Source organism: Marinovum sp. (genome assembly GCF_048263515.1).
Lineage (GTDB): Bacteria > Pseudomonadota > Alphaproteobacteria > Rhodobacterales > Rhodobacteraceae > Marinovum.
In genome coordinates this window covers 21,699-41,349 of record NZ_JBLXEC010000009.1, presented here as the reverse complement: position 1 = coordinate 41,349, position 19,651 = coordinate 21,699, and the positions used below count along the sequence as shown (strand labels likewise).

The 19,651-nt window shown below is 65.2% G+C and carries 21 protein-coding genes and 1 pseudogene; 8 read left to right on the top strand and 14 right to left on the bottom strand.

Annotation, left to right across the window (positions count from 1 at the left end; genetic code table 11):
* Positions 1-12: 12 nt before the first annotated feature.
* The 9 genes from ACN0SE_RS10440 to ACN0SE_RS10400 all read right to left on the bottom strand — a co-directional run bounded on the left by ACN0SE_RS10440 (position 13) and on the right by ACN0SE_RS10400 (position 8,082).
* Positions 13-891 (bottom strand): 3-keto-5-aminohexanoate cleavage protein, encoded by an 879-nt coding sequence (locus ACN0SE_RS10440; protein ID WP_417524456.1) that lies wholly within the window; start codon positions 889-891, stop codon positions 13-15.
* The gene (locus ACN0SE_RS10435; protein ID WP_417524455.1) at positions 891-1,637 is read right to left on the bottom strand and encodes an SDR family NAD(P)-dependent oxidoreductase; all 747 of its coding nucleotides are present in this window, start codon (positions 1,635-1,637) and stop codon (positions 891-893) included. Before ACN0SE_RS10435 ends, ACN0SE_RS10440 begins: the two co-directional genes overlap by 1 nt.
* Entirely contained in the window at positions 1,634-2,530 is an 897-nt protein-coding gene (locus ACN0SE_RS10430) for a dioxygenase (RefSeq protein ID WP_417524454.1), read from the bottom strand. The genes ACN0SE_RS10435 and ACN0SE_RS10430 overlap by 4 nt, the downstream gene beginning before the upstream one ends.
* A gap of 3 nt (positions 2,531-2,533) precedes the next feature.
* Positions 2,534-3,331, bottom strand: coding sequence for a glutathione S-transferase family protein (locus tag ACN0SE_RS10425; protein WP_417524453.1), 798 nt, complete (start codon positions 3,329-3,331; stop codon positions 2,534-2,536).
* A 4-nt stretch (positions 3,332-3,335) separates the two neighbouring features.
* A complete protein-coding gene (locus ACN0SE_RS10420; RefSeq protein ID WP_417524452.1) occupies positions 3,336-4,373 on the bottom strand; it encodes a branched-chain amino acid ABC transporter permease in 1,038 nt (345 codons plus the stop codon).
* Complete coding sequence (locus ACN0SE_RS10415) at positions 4,373-5,248, bottom strand: branched-chain amino acid ABC transporter permease (protein WP_417524451.1); 876 nt, start codon at positions 5,246-5,248, stop codon at positions 4,373-4,375. Before ACN0SE_RS10415 ends, ACN0SE_RS10420 begins: the two co-directional genes overlap by 1 nt.
* 11 nt (positions 5,249-5,259) lie before the next feature.
* Positions 5,260-5,988, bottom strand: a complete 729-nt coding sequence (locus tag ACN0SE_RS10410) for an ABC transporter ATP-binding protein (protein WP_417524450.1) — start codon at positions 5,986-5,988, stop codon at positions 5,260-5,262.
* Positions 5,988-6,731, bottom strand: a complete 744-nt coding sequence (locus ACN0SE_RS10405; RefSeq protein ID WP_417524449.1) for an ABC transporter ATP-binding protein — start codon at positions 6,729-6,731, stop codon at positions 5,988-5,990. The genes ACN0SE_RS10410 and ACN0SE_RS10405 overlap by 1 nt, the downstream gene beginning before the upstream one ends.
* Before the next feature lie 73 nt (positions 6,732-6,804).
* Positions 6,805-8,082: an amino acid ABC transporter substrate-binding protein gene (locus tag ACN0SE_RS10400; protein ID WP_417524448.1), complete on the bottom strand. Its 1,278-nt coding sequence runs from the start codon at positions 8,080-8,082 to the stop codon at positions 6,805-6,807.
* A gap of 345 nt (positions 8,083-8,427) precedes the next feature.
* Here ACN0SE_RS10400 and ACN0SE_RS10395 point away from each other — a divergent pair, with 345 nt between their 5' ends.
* Positions 8,428-9,465, top strand: coding sequence for a LacI family DNA-binding transcriptional regulator (locus ACN0SE_RS10395; protein WP_417524447.1), 1,038 nt, complete (start codon positions 8,428-8,430; stop codon positions 9,463-9,465).
* Between the two features lies 1 nt (position 9,466).
* Here ACN0SE_RS10395 and ACN0SE_RS10390 read toward each other — a convergent pair whose 3' ends face one another.
* Entirely contained in the window at positions 9,467-10,540 is a 1,074-nt protein-coding gene (locus ACN0SE_RS10390; RefSeq protein WP_417524446.1) for a maleylacetate reductase, read from the bottom strand.
* 16 nt (positions 10,541-10,556) lie between these two features.
* Positions 10,557-11,477: a LysR family transcriptional regulator gene (locus ACN0SE_RS10385; RefSeq protein WP_417524445.1), complete on the bottom strand. Its 921-nt coding sequence runs from the start codon at positions 11,475-11,477 to the stop codon at positions 10,557-10,559.
* A gap of 273 nt (positions 11,478-11,750) precedes the next feature.
* On the opposite strand from ACN0SE_RS10385, the gene ACN0SE_RS10380 reads away from it, so the two are divergent.
* The 6 genes from ACN0SE_RS10380 (at position 11,751) to ACN0SE_RS10355 (ending at position 16,549) form a co-directional block, all read left to right on the top strand.
* Positions 11,751-12,455: a hydrolase gene (locus ACN0SE_RS10380; protein WP_417524444.1), complete on the top strand. Its 705-nt coding sequence runs from the start codon at positions 11,751-11,753 to the stop codon at positions 12,453-12,455.
* Positions 12,456-12,512: 57 nt separating this feature from the next.
* On the top strand, positions 12,513-12,869 hold the full coding sequence (locus ACN0SE_RS10375; RefSeq protein WP_417524443.1) for a c-type cytochrome: 357 nt from the start codon (positions 12,513-12,515) through the stop codon (positions 12,867-12,869).
* Positions 12,870-13,117: 248 nt separating this feature from the next.
* Positions 13,118-14,050 (top strand): ring-cleaving dioxygenase, encoded by a 933-nt coding sequence (locus ACN0SE_RS10370; protein WP_417524442.1) that lies wholly within the window; start codon positions 13,118-13,120, stop codon positions 14,048-14,050.
* A gap of 11 nt (positions 14,051-14,061) precedes the next feature.
* Entirely contained in the window at positions 14,062-14,670 is a 609-nt protein-coding gene (locus ACN0SE_RS10365; protein WP_417524441.1) for an alpha/beta hydrolase, read from the top strand.
* A 40-nt stretch (positions 14,671-14,710) separates the two neighbouring features.
* Positions 14,711-15,415, top strand: coding sequence for a pirin family protein (locus ACN0SE_RS10360; protein ID WP_417524440.1), 705 nt, complete (start codon positions 14,711-14,713; stop codon positions 15,413-15,415).
* 171 nt (positions 15,416-15,586) lie between these two features.
* Positions 15,587-16,549: a pirin family protein gene (locus ACN0SE_RS10355; protein ID WP_417524439.1), complete on the top strand. Its 963-nt coding sequence runs from the start codon at positions 15,587-15,589 to the stop codon at positions 16,547-16,549.
* Positions 16,550-16,646: 97 nt separating this feature from the next.
* Here ACN0SE_RS10355 and ACN0SE_RS10350 read toward each other — a convergent pair whose 3' ends face one another.
* The 3 genes from ACN0SE_RS10350 to ACN0SE_RS10340 all read right to left on the bottom strand — a co-directional run bounded on the left by ACN0SE_RS10350 (position 16,647) and on the right by ACN0SE_RS10340 (position 18,390).
* The gene (locus ACN0SE_RS10350; RefSeq protein WP_417524438.1) at positions 16,647-17,036 is read right to left on the bottom strand and encodes a hypothetical protein; all 390 of its coding nucleotides are present in this window, start codon (positions 17,034-17,036) and stop codon (positions 16,647-16,649) included.
* A 116-nt stretch (positions 17,037-17,152) separates the two neighbouring features.
* Complete coding sequence (locus tag ACN0SE_RS10345; RefSeq protein ID WP_417524437.1) at positions 17,153-17,848, bottom strand: RraA family protein; 696 nt, start codon at positions 17,846-17,848, stop codon at positions 17,153-17,155.
* Complete coding sequence (locus ACN0SE_RS10340) at positions 17,845-18,390, bottom strand: alpha/beta fold hydrolase (protein ID WP_417524436.1); 546 nt, start codon at positions 18,388-18,390, stop codon at positions 17,845-17,847. The genes ACN0SE_RS10345 and ACN0SE_RS10340 overlap by 4 nt, the downstream gene beginning before the upstream one ends.
* A gap of 47 nt (positions 18,391-18,437) precedes the next feature.
* Between ACN0SE_RS10340 and ACN0SE_RS10335 the strand changes: the two are divergent.
* A pseudogene (locus tag ACN0SE_RS10335) lies at positions 18,438-19,651 on the top strand (IS21/IS408/IS1162 family transposase); the annotation flags it as partial.

Here is a 19,651-nt window from a genome sequence, read left to right as displayed (position 1 = left end):
TTCGGTTGGGGCTTACGCATCGAGGCGCAGGATGGCCCGGGCTTCTTCCGGCGAGGCAATGACGCCCCCCAGCTTTTCGATGAGATCGCGCGCACGCTCGGTCAGTTCGCCGTTGCCGGCGGTCAATTGCCCGCGCGCGATGTAGCTCGTGTCTTCCATGCCGATGCGCACATGGCCGCCAAGCAGCCAGGATTGCACCAGCATGGGAAAGGCCATGCGGCCGATGCCGAAACCGGTCCACTGCGCGTCCGTCGGCAGCATCCGGGCGGCGAAGGCCAAGGCGTCGGGCGTCGACGGAAAGCCGTATTTGACGCCGGTGACGATGGAACACATCGCCGGGCTGTCGATCCGGCCCGCCTTCAGGAAATCGCGCGCCATCACGATGTCGCCGCTGTCGAAGAGCTCCAGTTCGGGTTTGACCTCTGCGTCGCGCATCAGTTCGGCCATGACGCCCACGTTGCGCGGCGTGTTGATCACCACCTGGCCGCCGGAATTCATCGTGTTGAAATCCAGCGTGCAGATCTCGGGCTTCAGCTTGAGCACATGCTCCACCCGCTTTTCTGGGGCCATGAGCGTGGTGCCGGGCCCGGCCCTTGCCGGGTCGTCCTCGGAGGGGACATAGCGTCCCCCCGGTCCGGTGGTGAGGTTGAGGATCAGCGCGCTGTTCTTCGCCCGGATCAACCGCACGGTTTCCTCGTAGAGCGCGAGGTCCATCGAAGGCTCGGCGGTCTCAGGGTCGCGCACGTGGATATGCGCGATGGCGGCCCCGGCGTCGGCGGCGTCTAGGCAGGCCTGGGCGATCTCCTCGGGGCTGGCAGGCAGGCCGGGATGATGCTCGCGCGTCGTCAGGTTGCCGGTGACCGCGCAGGTGATGATGACCTTGGGTTGCATCACAGCGCCCTCCCGGCATCCACCGGAATGCGGATCCCGGTCGAAAGCGGCAGGTGCGCGACGGCGGCGAGGATCGTCTCGGCCACGTGCTCGGGCCGCGCCACGACCTCCAGCGGCGTTGCCGCTCCGGCTCTGGCGATCTCCTCTTCCGTGCGCCCGGGCACGAAGCCGGTGGCGACCATGCCGGGGCTGACCGAGAGCACGCGGACCTTGGGCGCCAAAGCCAGCGCCAGCGTGTGGGTCATGGCGTCGAGCCCCGCCTTGGCCCCGCAATAGGCGATGGAGGAACCGAACCCCTTGTAGGCGGCAATCGACGAGAGGTTGATGACAACCCCCTGCCCGCTGGCCTTGAGCATCGGAGCAAAGGCCCGGATTGTGGCAAAGACCCCGCGCCAGTTCGAGGCGAAGACCTCGTCGATGATCGCGTCGGTCAACCCGTCGAGGTTCTTGTGCGGCACAGGCGTCGTGGTCCCGGCAGCGTTGACGAGGATGTCGGCCCGGCCGAAACGCTCGGCCACGGCGTCGCGCAGCGCCTCGATCGACGGCGTTTCGGTGACCGAGACCGGCAGTGCCACATGCCCCTCGCCCGCCAGGCTGCCTGCCAGCGCCGCTGCCTTTTCGGCGTTCGAACGATAGCCGACGACCACCTGCGCGCCTGCCCTGGCCAGCACCTCGGCCGTCGCCGCACCGATCCCGCCGGAGCCGCCGATGATGACGGCGACCTTGTCTTGCAGGACCCCGGTCATCCGACCTTGCCCTTGATCGGCGGTTCCGGAAAGCTCGGCACGCCCGGCTTCAGCACGAAATCGTATTCGCAGGTGTAGGAGCCGTCCTCCAGCCTTACGAGATCGCCCGCGATCTGGCGTTTGGCGCCGAAGACCACGTCGTTCAGAAGCGCCTCCTCGGTGTCGGAAAAGATCTGCGTGACCAGTGTCTTGCACCCCGGCGCCGAAACGATGAAGTGGACATGCGCCGGGCGCATCGGGGTCCGGTTCTGCGCCCGGATCAGATCACCGGCGGGCGTGTCCATCGGGATCGGGTAGCCCGCAGGTTTGACGCTGACGATCTCATAGGTGCCATCTTCGCGCGTGGTGAACTTGCCGCGCAGGTTGTGATCGGCCTGGCCGGGGTCCTGGTTCTCGTACAGCCCGTCCGGCGAGGCCTGCCAGACATCCAGCGTGGCGCCGGCGATGGGGCTGCCGTCGGTGGAGACCACACGCCCCTTCAGGACCAGCCGATCGCCCGGCGTCTCGCAGCGCACGATGCTGTCGCCGCTGGCACATTCGGGGGCTTCGCCGCGATAGAAGGGCCCGAGCAGCGCCGACATGGTTTCGCCCTGCATGCCGTCGTTGTTGATCAGGTCGATCAGGGTGGAGACGCCGAGGATATCGGCATAGAGCACCGCCTCGTTATGCCCATCGTTCGTGGCCTGGCCGATGGAATTGAGGATATGCATGCCCTGTTCGAACTCTTCCTCGGTCGGCCTCGCCTCGCGCACGAAGGCATGCAGGTGCGTGACCAGCGAGGTCACGATCTCCTTGAGCCGTGCGTTGTCTGTGTTCTCCATCGCGGCCAGCACGAAGGGGGTCACATCCGCCTCTGAGGTGATCAGCGTCTTGGGTTTGGTCTGGATGTTCATTGCTCAGATCCTTTCTGCTTCGCGCAGCGGCTCAGAGGGAGCCTGTATCCCCTTGGCCAGATGCGGATATTTCTCGGTCAGCAGCGAGCCGTGGTAATAGGTCGCGCGGAACGCCGGCGTATCGCGAATGGCGTCCAGCCAGTCGGCAATCGCCGGTTTGTCGGCCCACATGTGGTCGAGGTTGATGTCGGCCATGCGCACGATCACCGGCATGATCGCGATATCGACGAGGCTCAGGTCGGCGCCCATGATCCACGGTCCGCCGCTCTCTTCCAGCCAGCCTGCCATCCGGTCGACGCCGCGCTGCAAACGGCCCAGCGCCTCGTCCATGTCGGCTTTCGGGAACCCCGTCCGGCCCATCTTGAGCAGGAATTCGCGGCGCAGCGGCTTGCTGTCGGCCAGCGCCTGGAACTCGGCCTCGGTCATCGACCGGAAATGCGGCAGGAAGGCGAGGTTGTAGCTGGGGATGCGGATCGCCGGGGTCGGCACCTCGTCGATGAAGCGCATCATCGCCCGCATCCGCGCAATCTCCACCGGATCGGTTGGCCGCAGCGGCGAGGCGTCGGGCAGGATGTCCTCGAGGTATTCGAGGATCACCACGCTGTCGATCACCGGAGCTCCATCATGCACGAGCGCCGGGACGACGCCGTTGGGGTTGATCGCCAGATACGCGGGCTTCAGCTGGTCGCCGGCGAAGAGGTCGAGCTTGTGCTCGGTGAACCCCTGCCCCTTGGTGTGCAGTGCGAACCGCACACGTTGGGAGCAGGTGGACTGGGGGGCGTTGTAGAGGGTGAAAGCCATGATCTCAGTCCCAGTTCAGCACGCGCGGCAGGCGGTGGTTGCGCGCCAGCGTTCCGACGATGCCCAGCGGGAAGAAGATCAGGACGATCGCCATGATCCCGCCGGTTGCGAGGATGTTGATCTCCGAGGCGCCGAGGGTGGCGACGAAGAGCTCGTTGAAGGCGATGATCAGGATGGCACCGATCACCGGGCCTGCGATGGTGGCCTTGCCGCCCAGGATGCACATCAGCACCATGTAGACGCTCACCAGGATGATGGTGAAGATATTGGGCCGGATATAGGTCAGGTACTCGCCCCAGATTGCGCCCGCCATGCCGACGAAGGCGGCGGAGATGGCGAAGGCCAGCTGCTTGTAGAGGCGGGTGTTGATGCCGGCGCTCTCGGCCTTGATCTCGTCCTTCGAGATGGCGCGCAGGCCCAGCCCGAACTTGGAATGCTTGATCTTGTAGCAGGCCCAGACGGTGAAGGCGGCGAGGATCACGAAGGCGTAGTAGTAGGGCAGCTTCGCCCATTGCACCGTCAGGTCATTGGCCTGAAGCGCCAGACCGTTGGCCCCGCCGACGAAGGTCCAGTGATCGAGCAGGATGCGCACGATCATCACCAGGGCTAGCGACGAGATGATGAAGGAAGGCCCGCGCGTCTTCAGCATGATCTGGCCCAAGAGGAAGCCCGCGACCGCGCAGACCAGCCCCGCCAATGGCGCAAGGAGGATTGTCGAGATGCCGAGCCGGGCAAAGATCACCCCGGCGAAATAGCCGCCGATGGCGAAAAAGACGTTGTGGCCGAGGCTTATGTAGCCGGTGAAGCCGCCGAGCACGTTCCATCCTGAGGCCATCGTCACGTAGCAGGCGGTGAACAGCACAAGGTGCAGCAGGTAGTTGTAGTTGCCGACGAATTGCAGCGCGGGCAGCGCCAGCAGAACGGCGAGGATCGTCAGGGGAAACCAGGTCGCGCGGGTCTTGTCGGCGGCGGCGGCCAGTTTCAGGTTGTGCGCCTTGCGCGCTTCGAGGACGGCGGATGTGTTGTCGAATGCGATGGTCATCAGGCAAGCTCCGGTTTCTCGCCGAAGAGGCCCTGGGGCCGGATCAGCAGGACAAGGAAGAGGGCGAGGAAGAAGGTCATGGTCGACCAGCTGGCACCGGCATAGACGCCGACGAAGGCCGCGATGACGCTGAGCAGGAAGGAGGCGACGACGGTGCCGAGGATCGAGCCCATGCCGCCCAGCACCACGAGGCTCATCAGCACGGCGATCCACTCCCAATGCTTCGCCGGGAAGAACGAGAAGACGAAGGACACCAGCGCCCCTGCCGCCCCGGCCAGGCCGATGCCGATGGCAAAGCTCATCATGCCGACGAGGTTCACGTTGACGCCCAGAAGCTCGGCGGCGTCACGGTTCTGGGTGGTGGCGCGGATGGCGTAGCCAAAGCGCGAGTACTTCAGGAACAGCGCCAGCCCGCCGATGATCGCAAGCGACACGATGCCGGCATAGAGCTGGCCCTTCGGGATGAAGACGGAGCCGATGAAGAAGGCGTCGGTCGCATAGTCGGGCGAGGTCACGCGCTGGGTGTTGCTGAAGGCGGTGCCGAGCGCGCCCTCGACCATCATCGCCAGCGCGAAGGTCAGAAGCACGGTCATCTCGGTATACTTGGCCGAGCGCGCTTCACGCTCGAACACCAGCTTGTAGAGCACCACGCCGATGGCGGCGAGGATAACGGCGGCCACCGGCAACATCACCAGCGGATCGACGCCCCAGAGGCGGAACGCCCAATAGGCGACATAGGCCCCGCCGATGATCAGCGCCGGATGGGCGAGGTTGACGATGCGCATGACACCGAAGATCAGGCTGAGGCCAGAGCCCATGAGGGCGAAGACGCCGCCAAGGGCGAGACCCAGTATGAGGGTTTGCAGAATGTCCATGATGTCCTCCGTCAGGCGGCTTTCTTGCCGCCGAGGTAAAGTTCCTGAATGCGGGGATCGGCCAGCACCTCTTCCGAGGGGCCTTCGAACAGCGTCCGGCCAAGGTCGAGCACCACGCCCCAATCGGAGTTTTTCAGCCCCATCAAGGCGTTCTGTTCGACCAGCAGGATGGTGATGTCTTCAGAGGCCATCATCTTCATGATGTCGAACACCTCCTGCACGATCTTCGGCGCGAGGCCGAGCGAGGGCTCGTCCAGCATGACGATGTCGGGCTTGATGATCAGCGTCCGGGCCATGGCCAGCGTCTGCTGCTGGCCGCCGGACATGGTGCCGGCGTGCTGGTCGCGGCGTTCGCGCAGGATCGGGAACCGCTCCTCGATCTCGTCGATGCGCCGTTCCAGGTCCGACTTGTCGTCCAGCGAATAGCCGCCCATGCGCAGGTTTTCCCGCACCGTCATCTTGGGAAACAGCGCCCGCTCCTGCGGCACGAAACAGACGCCCTTTTTGAGGATCTGGTCAGGGCGCAGGCCCTTGAGGCTTTCGCCCTTGAGCCGCACATCGCCCTGACGGATCTTCAGCATCCCGCAGATTGCCTTGAGCAGGGTGGATTTGCCGGCGCCGTTCGGGCCGATGATGCAATGCACCTTGCCCGGCTCCACGGTGAGATGCGCGCCGTCCAAGATCGCCGGGCCGTCGCCGTAGCCGGCCGTCAGGCTGGTGACTTCCAACAGTTCGGTCATTATGCCGCCTCCTCCAGAACGCCGCCCAAATAGGCATCGAGAACGGCGGGGTTTTCACGGATCTCGGCGGGTTCGCCCGAGGCGATCACCTGCCCCTGCGCCATCACCACGATGTGGTGGCTGAGGCGCATGATGAGGTCCATGTTGTGTTCGACGATGAGCACGGTCATGCCCTGCTCGTTCAGCTTGCGGATGTGGCCGATGATCTCTTCCAGGAGCGAGGGGTTGACGCCGCCCGCGGGTTCATCGAGCAGGATGATCTTGGGGTCGCTCATCAGGAGCGCCGCGAGGTCCATCAGCTTCTTCTGGCCGTAGCTCAGGTTCGCGCCGTCCTCGTAGGCGATCCGGGTGATGCCGAGGAAATCCAGGAGGCCCATGGCCTTGTCGATCTCCTCCGGGCTCATGGCGGGCTTCATCATGTCGCGCCAGCCGCCCACCTTGGATTGCGCGATAACGTTTTCCAGCACCGTCATGTCGGCCAGGTTGCGGCTGATCTGGAAGGTGCGGCTCAGCCCCTTCTGGGTGACCTTGTGGGGCCGCAGCCCGTCGATGCGTTGGCCATCCAGCCAGATCTCGCCCCTTGTGGGCTGGGCTGTCCGGCTGATGCAGTTGAAGGCGGTTGTTTTGCCGGCGCCGTTCGGCCCGATCAACGCGGTGATCGATCCCTTCTCGACCTCGAAGCTGCATCCGTCGATCGCCTTGATGCCGCCGAAGTACTTGCAGAGTCCCTTTACCTCGAGCATGTCCTGTCCTTTCCGTGAGTGGTGAAAAAACCCGGACCCACGCCCTGCGTGGGCCCGGCAGTTCAGGGAGGTTTCAGAAATTGCCCTTGGGGTAGGTCATCGGTGCCACGCCCTCGAACTCGTCGGTCGGGTAGACGAACTGCAATGCGCCGCCATTCCACTGGGTCATCAGGAAAGGTTTTTCCGACGGCAGGCCGATGTCATCCCAGTTGAACCGGCCCAGGATGGTGCGGACCGGGTCGTCCTTGGTGCGCGCATCGAGCCAGTCGCCCATCGCCGCGTTGTCGGTGGTCCCTGCGCCGACAATCGCCTGTTCGATGCCTTGGCAGACGGCGAAGGGGATCGCGCTGTCCTCGTCCGGCACGCTGCCGTACTTGGCTTCGAAGGTGGACACGAACTCGGCGTTGGAGAAGGGTTGCCCGCCCAGCACCGACTGGAACGGCGCGTCCCTGTGCCAAGACGTGTGGATCAGAACCCCGTCGGAGCTTTCGCCGGTGCCTTCGAGGAATTCGGCCTGTGTGCCCTGGCTGAGATAGACCATCTGCGGCTCGGCGCGCACGGTCTTGAAGGCACGGGTCAGCTGCACGGCTTCCTCGGCCGAGGCGGTCAGGCCGATGATCAGCTCCGCACCGGAGCGCTTGACCTGATTGGCGATGTTCAGCCAGTCATTGAAGCCTTCTTCCGGCCATTTCTGCGAGAAGACCACCTCGATGCCATTGTCGGCCAGGTAGCCTGGGGCGAGGTCGGCGACCTCGCTGCCATCTGCCGGGTCGATCACCTTGTCGCCCATCAGACCGGACCAGACGCCATTGGCAAAGAAATCGTCCGCCGAGATCACCGCGGCGGTCTTCGGCCTGCCCTCGGCCGGCACGAGGTCGGACAGGACACCGGCCAGCGAGGCGCCGACATATTCGGCGGCGTTCGGCTGGAAATAATAGATGTTGTCGTGGCCCTGGGTATAGATGCGCAGCGCCCCGCCCGCCGGAACCGGGTGGACGAAGCCGTTCTTGGCCAGGATATTGGCCACCGGGAAGGTCAGGCGCGACGAGAAGGTGCCATAGGCCGCCTCGACCCCGTCGACGTTGATAAATCGCTCGTATTGGTTGATCGCGGTGGCCGGATCGGAGCGGTTGTCGGAGACGATCAGCTCGACCTCGCGACCGAGAATGCCGCCGCGCTCGTTGATTAGCGAGACGCAATGCTCGTAGCCCTGCTGGTGCTTCTGGCCCGCGACCGAGAAGTTGCCGGTCAGGGGCAGCGAGGCCCCGATTTTCAGCGGCCCGTCCTGGGCCAGGACCGGCAGCGCCAAGGCGGCCGTCAGCGCCGTCGCGCCCATCAGTCGGTAAGTCATCACGTCACTCCTCCGTTGGTGATTTCTCGTGTCGCCCAGTCACGCAATCGTTTGCGTGATTGGGCGTAGGTGTCCCGCGCCCCGACCGAGCCAGGCGGTCCCCTGTCGAGGTCCGGCATGGCGCGCCTTCGGGGTGGTCGGTGTCGGTCTGCCGCGTCCTGCGGCACCCGGGGTCGGCTGTCCTCCTTGGCTCGATCCTGCGTGGCTGCCCTCCTCCAGATGCAATCTCACGCAATCGATTGCGTAAATTGATACCACGCACTGCGACAAAGCGTCAACGAAAATCGCGCAATCGATTGCGCTTCGCGCGAAACCCCCTTATTCAGAACGGGATCGGAGGACCGCATGAACAAACGCGCCACGCTGAAAGACATCGCCAAGGCCACCGGAGTCCATGTCTCCACTGTGTCCCGGGCGCTCGATCCGAATCGCGCGACGCCGATTTCGGACGACGTGGTGAAGAAGGTGCAGGATGCGGCCCGCGAGCTTGGCTACCGCCCCAACCGCGCCGCCTACAGCCTGCGCACCAATCGGACCATGACCATCGGCGTGATGATCCCCGACATCACCAACACGCTCTTTCCGCCAATCGTGCGCGGCATCGAAAGCGTGATGGAGCCCAAGGGCTATGCCTCGATCATGGTCAATACCGACAGCCAGAGGGGGCGCGAGGTCGCCCTGCTGGGCACCTTGCAGGAACGCGGTGTCGACGGCATCATCCACACCGCCGCCCTGCGCAACGAGCCGTCGATCGTCGAGGCCGCCGCCTCGGGCCTGCCCATCGTGACCCTCAATCGCAAGATCGAGGGCACCGAGATCCCCTATGTCATCAACGACGAGCAGGCGGGCATTGCCGCGGTCTTTGCCCATCTGACGAGCTTCGGCCACCGCCAGATCGCGCATATCGCGGGCCCTGCGGACCTGTCGACGGGGAAGCTGCGGCGCGAGGGTTTCCTCGCCGCCGCGCGCGCCCATGGCCTAGATCCGTCGGGGCTGGCCATTTCCGAGGCGCTGCGCTTCGACGAGGAGGAAGGCGAGCGCTGTGCGCATGAGATCCTCGACGCGGCCCCCGGCACGACGGCGATCCTCGGCGCCAACGACAGGCTGGCGCTCGGGGCCTTGCGCGCGCTTGGCAAGCGCGGGTTGACTTGCCCCGGGGATGTGTCCCTGACCGGCTTCAACGACATGCCGCTTCTGGACCTGATCCCGCCGGGGCTGACCACCGTGCGCATCCAGCAATTCGAGGCCGGCCAGACCGCCGCCCGGCACCTGCTGTCGCTGATCCGCGGTGACGTCGGTGCTGTGCCGCAGCGGACCATCCTGCCGGTCGAATTGATCCGGCGCGCCAGCGTCGCGGCGCCCCGCAGAGCGGCGCGCGGCTGAGTCAGCGCACTGGCGGGCGCCCGCAATAGGCCGCCTCCAGGATCTGGCGCACCCCCTGCGGCGTGATCTCCGCCGGGTTCGGATAGGCGTTCTGCGTGGCCAGTTCCGCCGCGCGGTCGAGATCGCTCTCCTTCAGCCCGAGGTCCGAAAGCCGTGTCGGGGCGCCCATCCGCGCCGCAAAGCCGTGCAGGGCCCTGCCCGCCGAGCCCGCGCCGAAAATCTCTGCCACCGGCGCCAGAAGCTCCGGCACCGCCGCAGCATTGAACCCGATGGCATGGGGCAGGATGATCGCATGGGTTTCGGCATGCGGCAGGTCGAACGTGCCGCCCAGCGTGTGGCAGAGCTTGTGATGCAGCGCCATGCTGACCTGGCCCAGAACCGAGCCGCAGAGCCAGGCGCCATAGAGTGTCTCGCCCCGGGCATCCAGATCGCCGGGATCGGCCAGCACCCGCGGCAAGGCATCGGCAAAAGCGCGCATCCCCTCCACCGCCATCACGCTGGAGAGCGGGTTGCGGTCCTCGGCATAAAGCCCTTCAGCCGCATGGGCGATGGCGTTGAGCGCGCTGGTCACCGTCATGGCGACGGGAAGACCGGTGACCAGTTTCGCATCGTAGAGGATCACCTCGGGTTGCACCCTGGGGTCCCTCAGGGTCGTCTTGATCCCGTCCTCGGTCTGGCCCAGGATCGGCGTCGCCTCGGACCCGGCATAGGTGGTCGGCACGATGATCTGCGGCAGGTTGGTGCGATACGCCAGCGCCTTGGCGAGACCGGTGGTGGAGCCGCCGCCGACGGCCACCAGACAATCGGCGCCGATCTTCTCGACCTCGGCCAGCGCGTCTTCGGTCACCGATACGGGCGTGTGCATCTTCGCCCCGGCAAACACGTCCACCACGCGCCCCTCGGCCTCTGTCGCGAAGGCCCGCATGGCGTCGGCCTGCCGCGGGGTGGTCAGGATCAGCGCACGTTCGGCCCCGAGGCGGGCGATTTCTGCGCCGATGTCATGCCGGACGCCCGGCCCGAAGCGCACGCGCCCGGCGGGCAGGGTGACGGCAAACTCGCGCTGGAAATGGGACATCTGTCTTGCTCCGTGACTAGGGCGCCGGCGTGCCGAAAGTCAGCCCGTTGACTTCCTGCAGGTGCGCTTCGAAGAAATCCGTAAAGGTGGCGACCAGCGGCGGCAGCGCCTCGTAGGGCGGGTAGAACATCGTCAACCAGAGCGACGGCGCGGACCAGTCGCTCAGGACGGTCTCGACGGCCCCCGAGGCGAGCCCCTCGCTGACGATGAAATCCGGCAGGAGCGCGATGCCGTTGCCGGCCTTCGCCATCGCGTAGAGAAAGTCGCCGTTGTTGCTGACCACCGAGATCCCGGCGGTGACAGCCCGGCTCCGCGCGCCGTTGCTGAGGGTCCAGCGCTCCGCCCGTCCCGCTGCGGAATAAGACATGCAGAGCGCCGGATCGAGATCGTCGGGCGTTTCCGGCCGCGGGACCCGGTCGAACAAGCCCGGCGCGGCAACCAGGTGGCGCGGCACCTCGCAGATCTTGCGCCAGATGGTCGACTTGTCGCTTGGCGGGCCGGAAATGCGGATGGCAAGATCGCAGCGTTCCGTGACGACGTCGACGAAGGCATCGGTCAGGCTCACGTCCAGGGTGATGTTCGGATAGGCCAGGCGGAACCTGTCGATCATCGACGGCATGAGCCGCAGGCCCAGCGACATCGGCGCGTTGATCGACAGCCGCCCATGATCGGGGCGGACGGCGCGGGTGATCTCTTCCGCGACCTGATCAAAGTCCTCCACCACCGGCCCGAAACGGGCCGCGGCCATCGCCCCGGCGCTGGTCAGCGAGACCTGCCGCGTGGTGCGCACCAAGAGCTGCTGGCCGAGGTCCTCTTCCAGCCGGGCGACGATGCGGGTGACCGAGGCCGGCGTCATCTTCAGCTCGCGCGCCGCCGCCGCAAAGCTGCTGAGCTCGACGACCTTCAGAAACACGCGGATCGGCTTGATGTCCTGCATGGGCGTTCATTACATTTGCGACAACAGTAAATGCAAGATCATTTCGATTTTTCTTCACACCTCTTCGCCATACCTTGGCCTCGTCACCCAGAGACGACCCCGAAAGGCAAGATGAATGAACACCGAAGACGCTCCCTGATCTGCGCCCCGCGGTAACCGCGCGCTTCTCGATACCCCGCATCTCAACCGGCCGACCTGCTGGAAAGTGACGCTTTCCGGAACGGTCCCCTGCAACCCTCAACCAACGCAATTCCAACCCCGAAAGGAAGACTCATGAAACTCAAGACCCTCGGCGCGACGCTCGTCGCCTTCACCCTCTCCCTCACCGCCGCCCAGGCCGCCGACCCGGCCGACAGCCTGCTGACCCCGGACAACCACACCCTGCTGCTGATCGACCACCAGCCGCAGATGGCCTTTGCCACCAAGTCCATCGACGTGGCCGAGCTGCGCAACAACACCGTCGGCCTCGCCAAGAGCGCCAGGCTTTTCGAGGTGCCGACCATCCTGACCACCGTGGCGGCGGAAAGCTTCTCGGGCCGGATCTTCCCGGAAATCCAGGACGTCTTCCCGGAACAGGCGCCGATCGACCGCAGCACCATGAACACCTGGGAAGACGACAACGTGGTCGACGTGATCGAGGAGACCGGTCGCAAGAAGATCGTCATGGCCGGTCTCTGGACCGAGGTCTGTATCGTCCTGCCCGCGCTGTCGGCGCTGCAGGAGGGCTATGATGTCTATGTCGTCACCGATGCTTCGGGCGGCGTGACCGACGAGGCCCACGACATGGCCGTGCAGCGCATGATCGATGCCGGTGCCACCCCGATCACCTGGGTCCAGTACCTGCTCGAGCTGCAACGTGACTGGGCGCGCGGTGAAACCTACGCCGGCACTCTGGAGATCGCCAAGGAACATGCCGGCGGCTACGGCCTCGGCGTGATCTATGCGGAGCAGATGTTCAACGCCAAGGAAGGCCAGTAATCCACGCGGTGCCGGGCGGGTCATACCGCCCGGCATCCTTCGTTCCGGAGAGGAAATATGACACGCAACGTCCCCAGCCTCCCCGCGGCACTGGCGCTGGCCGCCCTTGCAAATGCCGCGCCCCTGCCCGTATCCGCCGAGGTCGGCTCCCGCGCCGAGGCGATTTACCAGAGCCATTGCGCCGCCTGCCATGCGCCCGAAAACATCATGGTGTCCTCGCCCAAGTTGAACAATGCAGCTCAGTGGCGGGAACGGCTGGCCCCTGGGCTGGATCACGTGATCGACCGCGCCGTCAAAGGGTTCGGGGCTATGCCGCCGATGGGGCTTTGCGACGCTTGCTCCCGCGACGACATCGAGGCCGCCATCCGCTTCATGGCCGCGCCGGCACTCGATACCCCGATACCGGCGGACTAAACGGCCGCTTGAGAGCTACGCCACGCAGCCCCTGCCCGATGACACGCGCCTCGCCCGGTGTTCGCCCACCGTGCGGGGCGCCTGTCGTTTCACGTCGCCAAGATCGGGCCGCGGGCCCGATCGTTGTCGCCAGTGCAACGATTATTGCATTTCAGACAATAGTAAATGCAGAAACGTTTCGATTAAGGCGCGCCCCGCTTTGCCCTATCTTGGTCTCAACACTCACGGACGACACGAAAGGCAAGACGATGATCACCGAAATCAAGGGCCTGCACCACGTCACCTCAATGGCAGCCGATGCCAATGAAAACAACGCGTTCTTCACCGATACCCTCGGGCTGCGCCGGGTCAAGAAGACGGTCAACTTCGACGCGCCCGAGGTCTATCACCTCTATTACGGCGACGAGATCGGCACCCCCGGCTCGGTCATGACCTATTTTCCCTTCGGCCAGATGCCGAAGGGTCGCCGCGGCACCGGCGAGGTCGGGACGACCGAATTCGCCGTACCCAGAGGCGCGCTGGGCTTCTGGAAGGAGCGGCTCACCGCGAAAGGCGTGACCGGTTTGACCGAAGGCAACTTCCTGGGCGAGGCGCGGCTCGGCTTCGACGGCCCGGACGGGGACGGTTTCGCACTGGTGGAAAGTGATCCCCGCGGCCGTACCCCCTGGACCGGGACCGATGTGCCGGAAGAGGCTGGCATCCTCGGCTTCCACGGCGCGCGGTTCAGCCTGCGCGACGCGGCAGCGACCGGCGAGCTTCTGACCTTCATGGGCTACCAGAAGAACGAGAGCGCCGGCAACATCACCCGCTACCGGATCGAGGGCGGCAACGCGGCCGATACCATCGACATCGAGGAACTGCCGGGGGCACGCACCGCGGGACAAGGGGCCGGATCGGTGCACCACATCGCCTTTGCGGTGGAAGACCGCGCCGCCCAGCTCGAAGTGCGCCGCGCACTGATGGACACCGGCTACCAGGTCACGCCGGTGATCGACCGGGATTACTTCTGGGCGATCTACTTCCGCACCCCCGGCGGCGTGCTCTTCGAAGTGGCGACCAACGAACCCGGCTTCGACCGGGACGAGGATACCGCGCACCTGGGCGAGGCGCTGAAGCTGCCGACCCGCTACGAACCGCACCGCGCGCAGATCGAGGGGCTGCTTCCCCCGATCGCCGCCTGAGGAGCACCCCCATGCTGACGGACACCTACCATGCGCTCACCAAATCCCCGGAGCCGGGCGCACCGCTGATCTTCGCCTTCCATGGCACCGGCGGGGACGAGACCCAGTTCTTCGATCTCGCCGGTCAGCTTCTCTCGGGCGCGGGAGTCGTCTCGCCCCGGGGAGACGTCTCGGAGAGGGGCGCCGCGCGCTTCTTTCGCAGGACCGGCGAGGGCGTCTACGACATGGCAGACCTGGCCCGGCGGACCGAAGCGATGGCGGAGTATGTCGCCGAGCACAAGGCGCGTCACCCGGAGAGCCCGGTTTACGGCTTCGGCTATTCCAACGGCGCCAACATCCTGGCTTCGGTGAGCATGGCCCGCCCGGATCTCTTCGACCGGATCGGCCTGCTGCACCCGCTGATCCCCTGGACACCCGAGCCTGTCCCCGCCCTCGCCGGGAGGCGGGTGCTGATCACCGCGGGGCAACGCGATCCGATCTGCCCCTGGCCCGCAACCAGGGCGCTGGTCGACTGGTACGCCGACCAGTGCGCCGAGGTCGCAACTGAAATCCACGACGGCGGGCACGAATTGCGTCAGCCAGAACTTCTTGCACTGCAAACGCTGGTTTCGGCACCCTGACCTGACCCGGTGCCGCACTGCGAACGAAAGGAGCTTTGCCATGATCACCATCCACGAAAAGACCGTTCGCGGGCATACGCGCGGCGGTTGGCTGGACAGTTTCCACACCTTCTCCTTCGGCACCTTCCAGGATCCGATGCGGATGGGGTTCGGCAATCTTCGCGTGTTGAACGAGGACCGGATCATCCCCGGCGCCGGCTTTCCCATGCACGACCACGCCGACATGGACATCCTGACCTACGTCACCAAGGGCCAGTTGCGGCACGAGGACAGCCAGGGCAACGTCTCGGTGATCAACGCGGGCGAGGCGCAGCTGATGTCGGCCGGCGACGGCGTCGCGCATTCCGAATACAACGCCTCGGACAGCGAATCCGCCCACCTCCTGCAGATCTGGCTGATCCCGGACCATAGTGGCGGTGTGCCTTCTTATGCGCAGACCAAAGTGCCTGAGGCCGGCGACGTCCTGCTGGCCGGCCCTGCGACCTCGGGGGCGCTGCTGCCGCTTGGGTCGCAGACCACGGTGACGCTGATCCGCGCGGGTGACGGCGAGACCACCGACCTCGCCCGCCCCGGAGCCGACCGTTTCGTGCATGTGCTTGACGGTCTGGGCTTTGCTGAGGGCGAGCGCCTGAGCGCCGGCGACGGGCTGCAAATCCCGTCGGGCGAGACGACCTCGCTCGACTGGGCCACGGAGGGCGCGGCGCTGCTCTTCACCATGCCCGCGCCGAGAAGACGGCTGCATTGACCTTTGAACAAGGCTGATCCTGAGCCCGCTTTGGGTGGATCGGCCTGCTTGCCGGACGCAAACCCGCTCCCCTCGCTCGCGTCCGGCAGGTCCTATTCTTGAAGTGGCTGCCCCGCCGGGCCGTCTTGACCGGCCGCTCAAACTGACACAAGATTTCCGGAGAGGACACCGATGAGCTGGATCCCGACACAAAACCCCGAATGCCCGCAGGAGCACTCCGGGGAGATTGAAACGTTGATCGTTCCCCGTGCCCGCGACCTTGGCGGTTTCGAGGTGCGCCGCGCCCTGCCCTCGCCCGACCGGCAGATGGTCGGCCCCTTCATCTTCTTCGACCAGATGGGCCCGGCCGAGTTCATCACCGAGGGCGGCATCGACGTGCGACCGCACCCGCATATCGGGCTCGGCACCGTGACCTACCTCTACCAGGGCGAGTTCGAACATCGCGACAGCCTCGGCACCCACCAGATGATCTACCCGGGCGAGGTCAACTGGATGGTCGCCGGCCGCGGCGTGACCCATTCCGAGCGAACCAGCGAAGAGACCCGCGCAACTCGGCACAAGCTGTTCGGCATCCAGACCTGGATCGCCCTGCCCGAAGACCGCGAGGAGATGGCGCCGGATTTCGAGCACCACAAGGAAGCCGCGCTGCCGCAGTTTCAGGACGGCGGCGCCACCGCGCGGCTGATCCTCGGCGAGGCCTATGGCAAGACCAGCCCCGTCACCATGCAATCCGAAACCTTCTATCTCGACGTCATCCTTCAGCCCGGCGCATCCTTCCCCTTGCCCGACAACCATGAGGATCGGGGTATCTATGTTTCCGAAGGCAGCATCGAAGTGAGCGGCGACACGTTCGAAGCCGGCCGCATGATGGTGTTTCGCCCCGGCGACCGGATCTCGGTCAAGGCCGGGCTGCAGGGAGCGCGGCTGATGGCGCTTGGCGGCGCGACGTTGAACGGGCCGCGCTATATCTGGTGGAATTTCGTCTCTTCGTCGAAGGATCGGATCGAGCAGGCCAAAGAAGACTGGAAGGCGGCGGACTGGACGGGCGGCCCCTTCAGGCTGCCGCCGGGGGACGAGGGAGAATTCATCCCGATCAGCCCCGAGCTCGAACGCACGCGGCCGCGCGACTGGTAGCCGCCCGCCGGTTCCGTCGCCGGGGCAAAGTGAAGGGATCAACGCGCGGCATGATTGCGGGACGGTGCTGGCAGCGATCTGTTCCGCCGCGCGACGGTCAGCCGTCTGACCGCCTGAGATAAAGGGCGGTCAGAATGACCCAAAGGCCTGCGATCATCCCGGTCTGCGCCCAGTAGGGCCAGGTCGACTGTCCCTCGGCCAGCACCGACGCCAGCGCATCCGACATGTTGACCGACGCGAGGCCGAGCGCAGTCATTCCGAGCACGGCCAAGGCAATCGGGACCACCTTGATATCGCGGGCAGCGGCGTAGAACAGCCCGACATAGCTGAGCACCGCGAACGAGATGATCTTGTCCTGGTAGGCGTAAAACGGCGTGTCGTAATAGACGAACAGGATCGGAACCTTGATTCCGAAGAAATGCGCTATCGCCATGCAGACGAAATACGCGACAAGGGCAAGAAGGCCGAAGCGAAGAAGTTGGGGCACGTTTGGTTCCATTGTAGTGGTTCTTTGCGTTTTAACCGCCATTCAGCTGCGGTGCGAGTGACGATCCTGCCGGTTGACGTTCCGATCCCGCCAATTCGGATCTTAGCGCCCGACGGTCAGGTGCGCGCCTTTTCGAACGCGGTCCAGGCCGCCTCGAACGCGTCGAAATCAAACCCCGGCGCGCGGGCAGCCTCCAGCACGATGGCCTCGGTGCCCTGCAACTTTTTGATCGCGGCGCCGAGCTCGGGGACGTAGTCCTGCGGGATCACCAACGCCCCATGGCGGTCGGCGTGGACCAGCTCTCCATCGGAGATTACCAGGCCGAAAACCGTGACAGGCGTGCCAATCTCGCGGACATGAACGAAGGCGTGACTGGGGCCGACCGACCCGGCGATCACCGGGAAGCCCGTTGGCAAGTCGCCGAGGTCGCGCATCACCCCGTTGGTGAGCGCCCCGGCGAGGCCGAAGCCCTTGTGCACATTGGTGTTGATCTCGCCCCAATAGGCACCGACGGCATTCGCACCGTCGAGGTCCTCGACCACCGCCAGAGCCGGCCGGGGTCCGGTCGCCATGTGGCGGTAGTAGTCCATCCGCCTGGTCTTGATCACCTCCGGCGCCTCGTCCGGCGGGGCGGCGGCGGCAATCTTGGCGGTGCGGGCGACACCGACGATCGCGCCCGCATCGGGGTCGCTGCAAAGCACCGTGCCGCGCGTAAAGCGATCAAAGCCGCGCTTGCCCTCGACCACTTCGATGGCGTTGCAGACGGTGGGCGTGTCGACCTTGCGCAGAAGGTCCAGAAGGTCGGGTGTCATGGTATCTCCAGCCAACGCTCAAGCGCCGCATTTGTCTCGTTCGGTTTTTCCAGGGTGGGCATGTGTCCGGCGCCCTCGATGATCGCGAGCGTCGCATTGGGCAGCAGGCCGGCCATCAACTCGTGCCGCGCCACGGGGCAGAGAACGTCGTGCCGCCCGCAAAGCACCAGGGCCGGTCCCTCGAAACCGCGCAAGGTGTCGCTCTGATCCGGGCGGTCGCGCAGGGCCATGGACTGCCGGATGAAGACCTCCGGTCCGAGATCCAGGGCCATCTCCATGCAGAAATCCAGCAGCGGCTGCTTGCCCGGACCGTCGGCAAGGTAATTCGGCATCATATCGTCGCGCATGACCTCGGCCATGCGGCCCGCGCGAGCCTTGTCGATCTGCGGTCCGCGTCGGACCTTGACGGCCTCGGTCTCGGCCAGCGGATTGGTGTCGAGCAGCGCGATGCGGTCTACGCGGCCGGGTGAGAACGGCGGTGAGAAAGTCGTCCACGGTAGCGGCAGGATGAGCCTGCTGCGGGCGGCGCAAAAGTCGTCCATCTTTGCTCTTCTTTATTTGACGGAGGGAGGGCGGGAGGATCTTCACCGTGGATTTGTATCGCAAGGTTCGTCTGGCCTGTGCCGAGGGCATGAGCCAGCGTGAAGCGGCCCGGCATTTCGGGATATCTCGTGACAGCGTTCGGAAGATTTTGGCATTTTCGGTTCCGCCTGGCTATCGGCGCTCAGCGCCGATCCGGCGGCCCAAGCTGGATGGGTTCACCGGAATCATCGATCAATGGCTTTCAGAAGACCGGGAGAGACCCCGCAAGCAGCGGCATACGGCCAAGCGGGTCTTCGAGCGGCTGCGCGACGAGCATGGCTTTGCGGGCGGATACACCATCATCAAGGACTATGTCCGCGAGCATGGTCGGCGGAATCGCGAAGTGTTCGTTCCTCTGACGCACGCACCGGGCCATGCCCAGGCCGATTTCGGTGAAGCGGTGGTGGTGATCGGCGGTGTCGAACAAAAGGCTCACTTCTTTGCCCTTGATCTGCCGCACAGCGATGCCTGCTACGTCCGTGCATATCCGGTCGATCCTCTACGACAACGACCGCTGTCTGGTGGCCAAGATCGAACCGGACGGGACGCGCAGGCGGGCAAAGCTGTTCAGCGAGATGCTGTCTCACTACGTGATCCGGGATCGATATGGGCGCCCCGGCAAGGGCAATGACAAAGGATCGGTCGAGGGCTTGGTCGGATACTCCCGACGCAACTTCATGGTGCCGATCCCGACCTTCCCGACCTGGGATGCCTTCAACGATTGGCTCGAAGAGCAGTGCCGGAAGCGGCAATCAGACAAGCTGCGCGGGCACAACAAGACGATTGGCGAGAGGCTCCAACGCGATCTGGAAGCGATGGCGACGCTTCCTGCAACTTCCTTTAAAGCCTGCGACCAGACATCGGGCCGTGTCAGCTCGCTCGCGCTGGTGCGCTACAAGACCAACGACTATTCCGTGCCGGTTGCCTACGGGCACCGCGATGTCTGGATCCGTGCCTATGTCGATCGGATTCTGATCGGCTGTGGCGGCGAGATCATCGCCCGCCATTTGCGCAGCTACGACCGCGAGGATATGGTCTTCGATCCGATCCACTACCTGCCGCTCATCAAGAAGAAGATCGGCGCCTTCGAGCAGGCGGCACCACTGGCAGGATGGGACCTGCCCAAGGCATTCACCACCCTGCAGCGGCTGATGGAAGCTCGCCTGCTGAAAGCCGGCCGGCGTGAATACGTCCAGGTCCTCCGGCTGCTCGAAAGCTTCG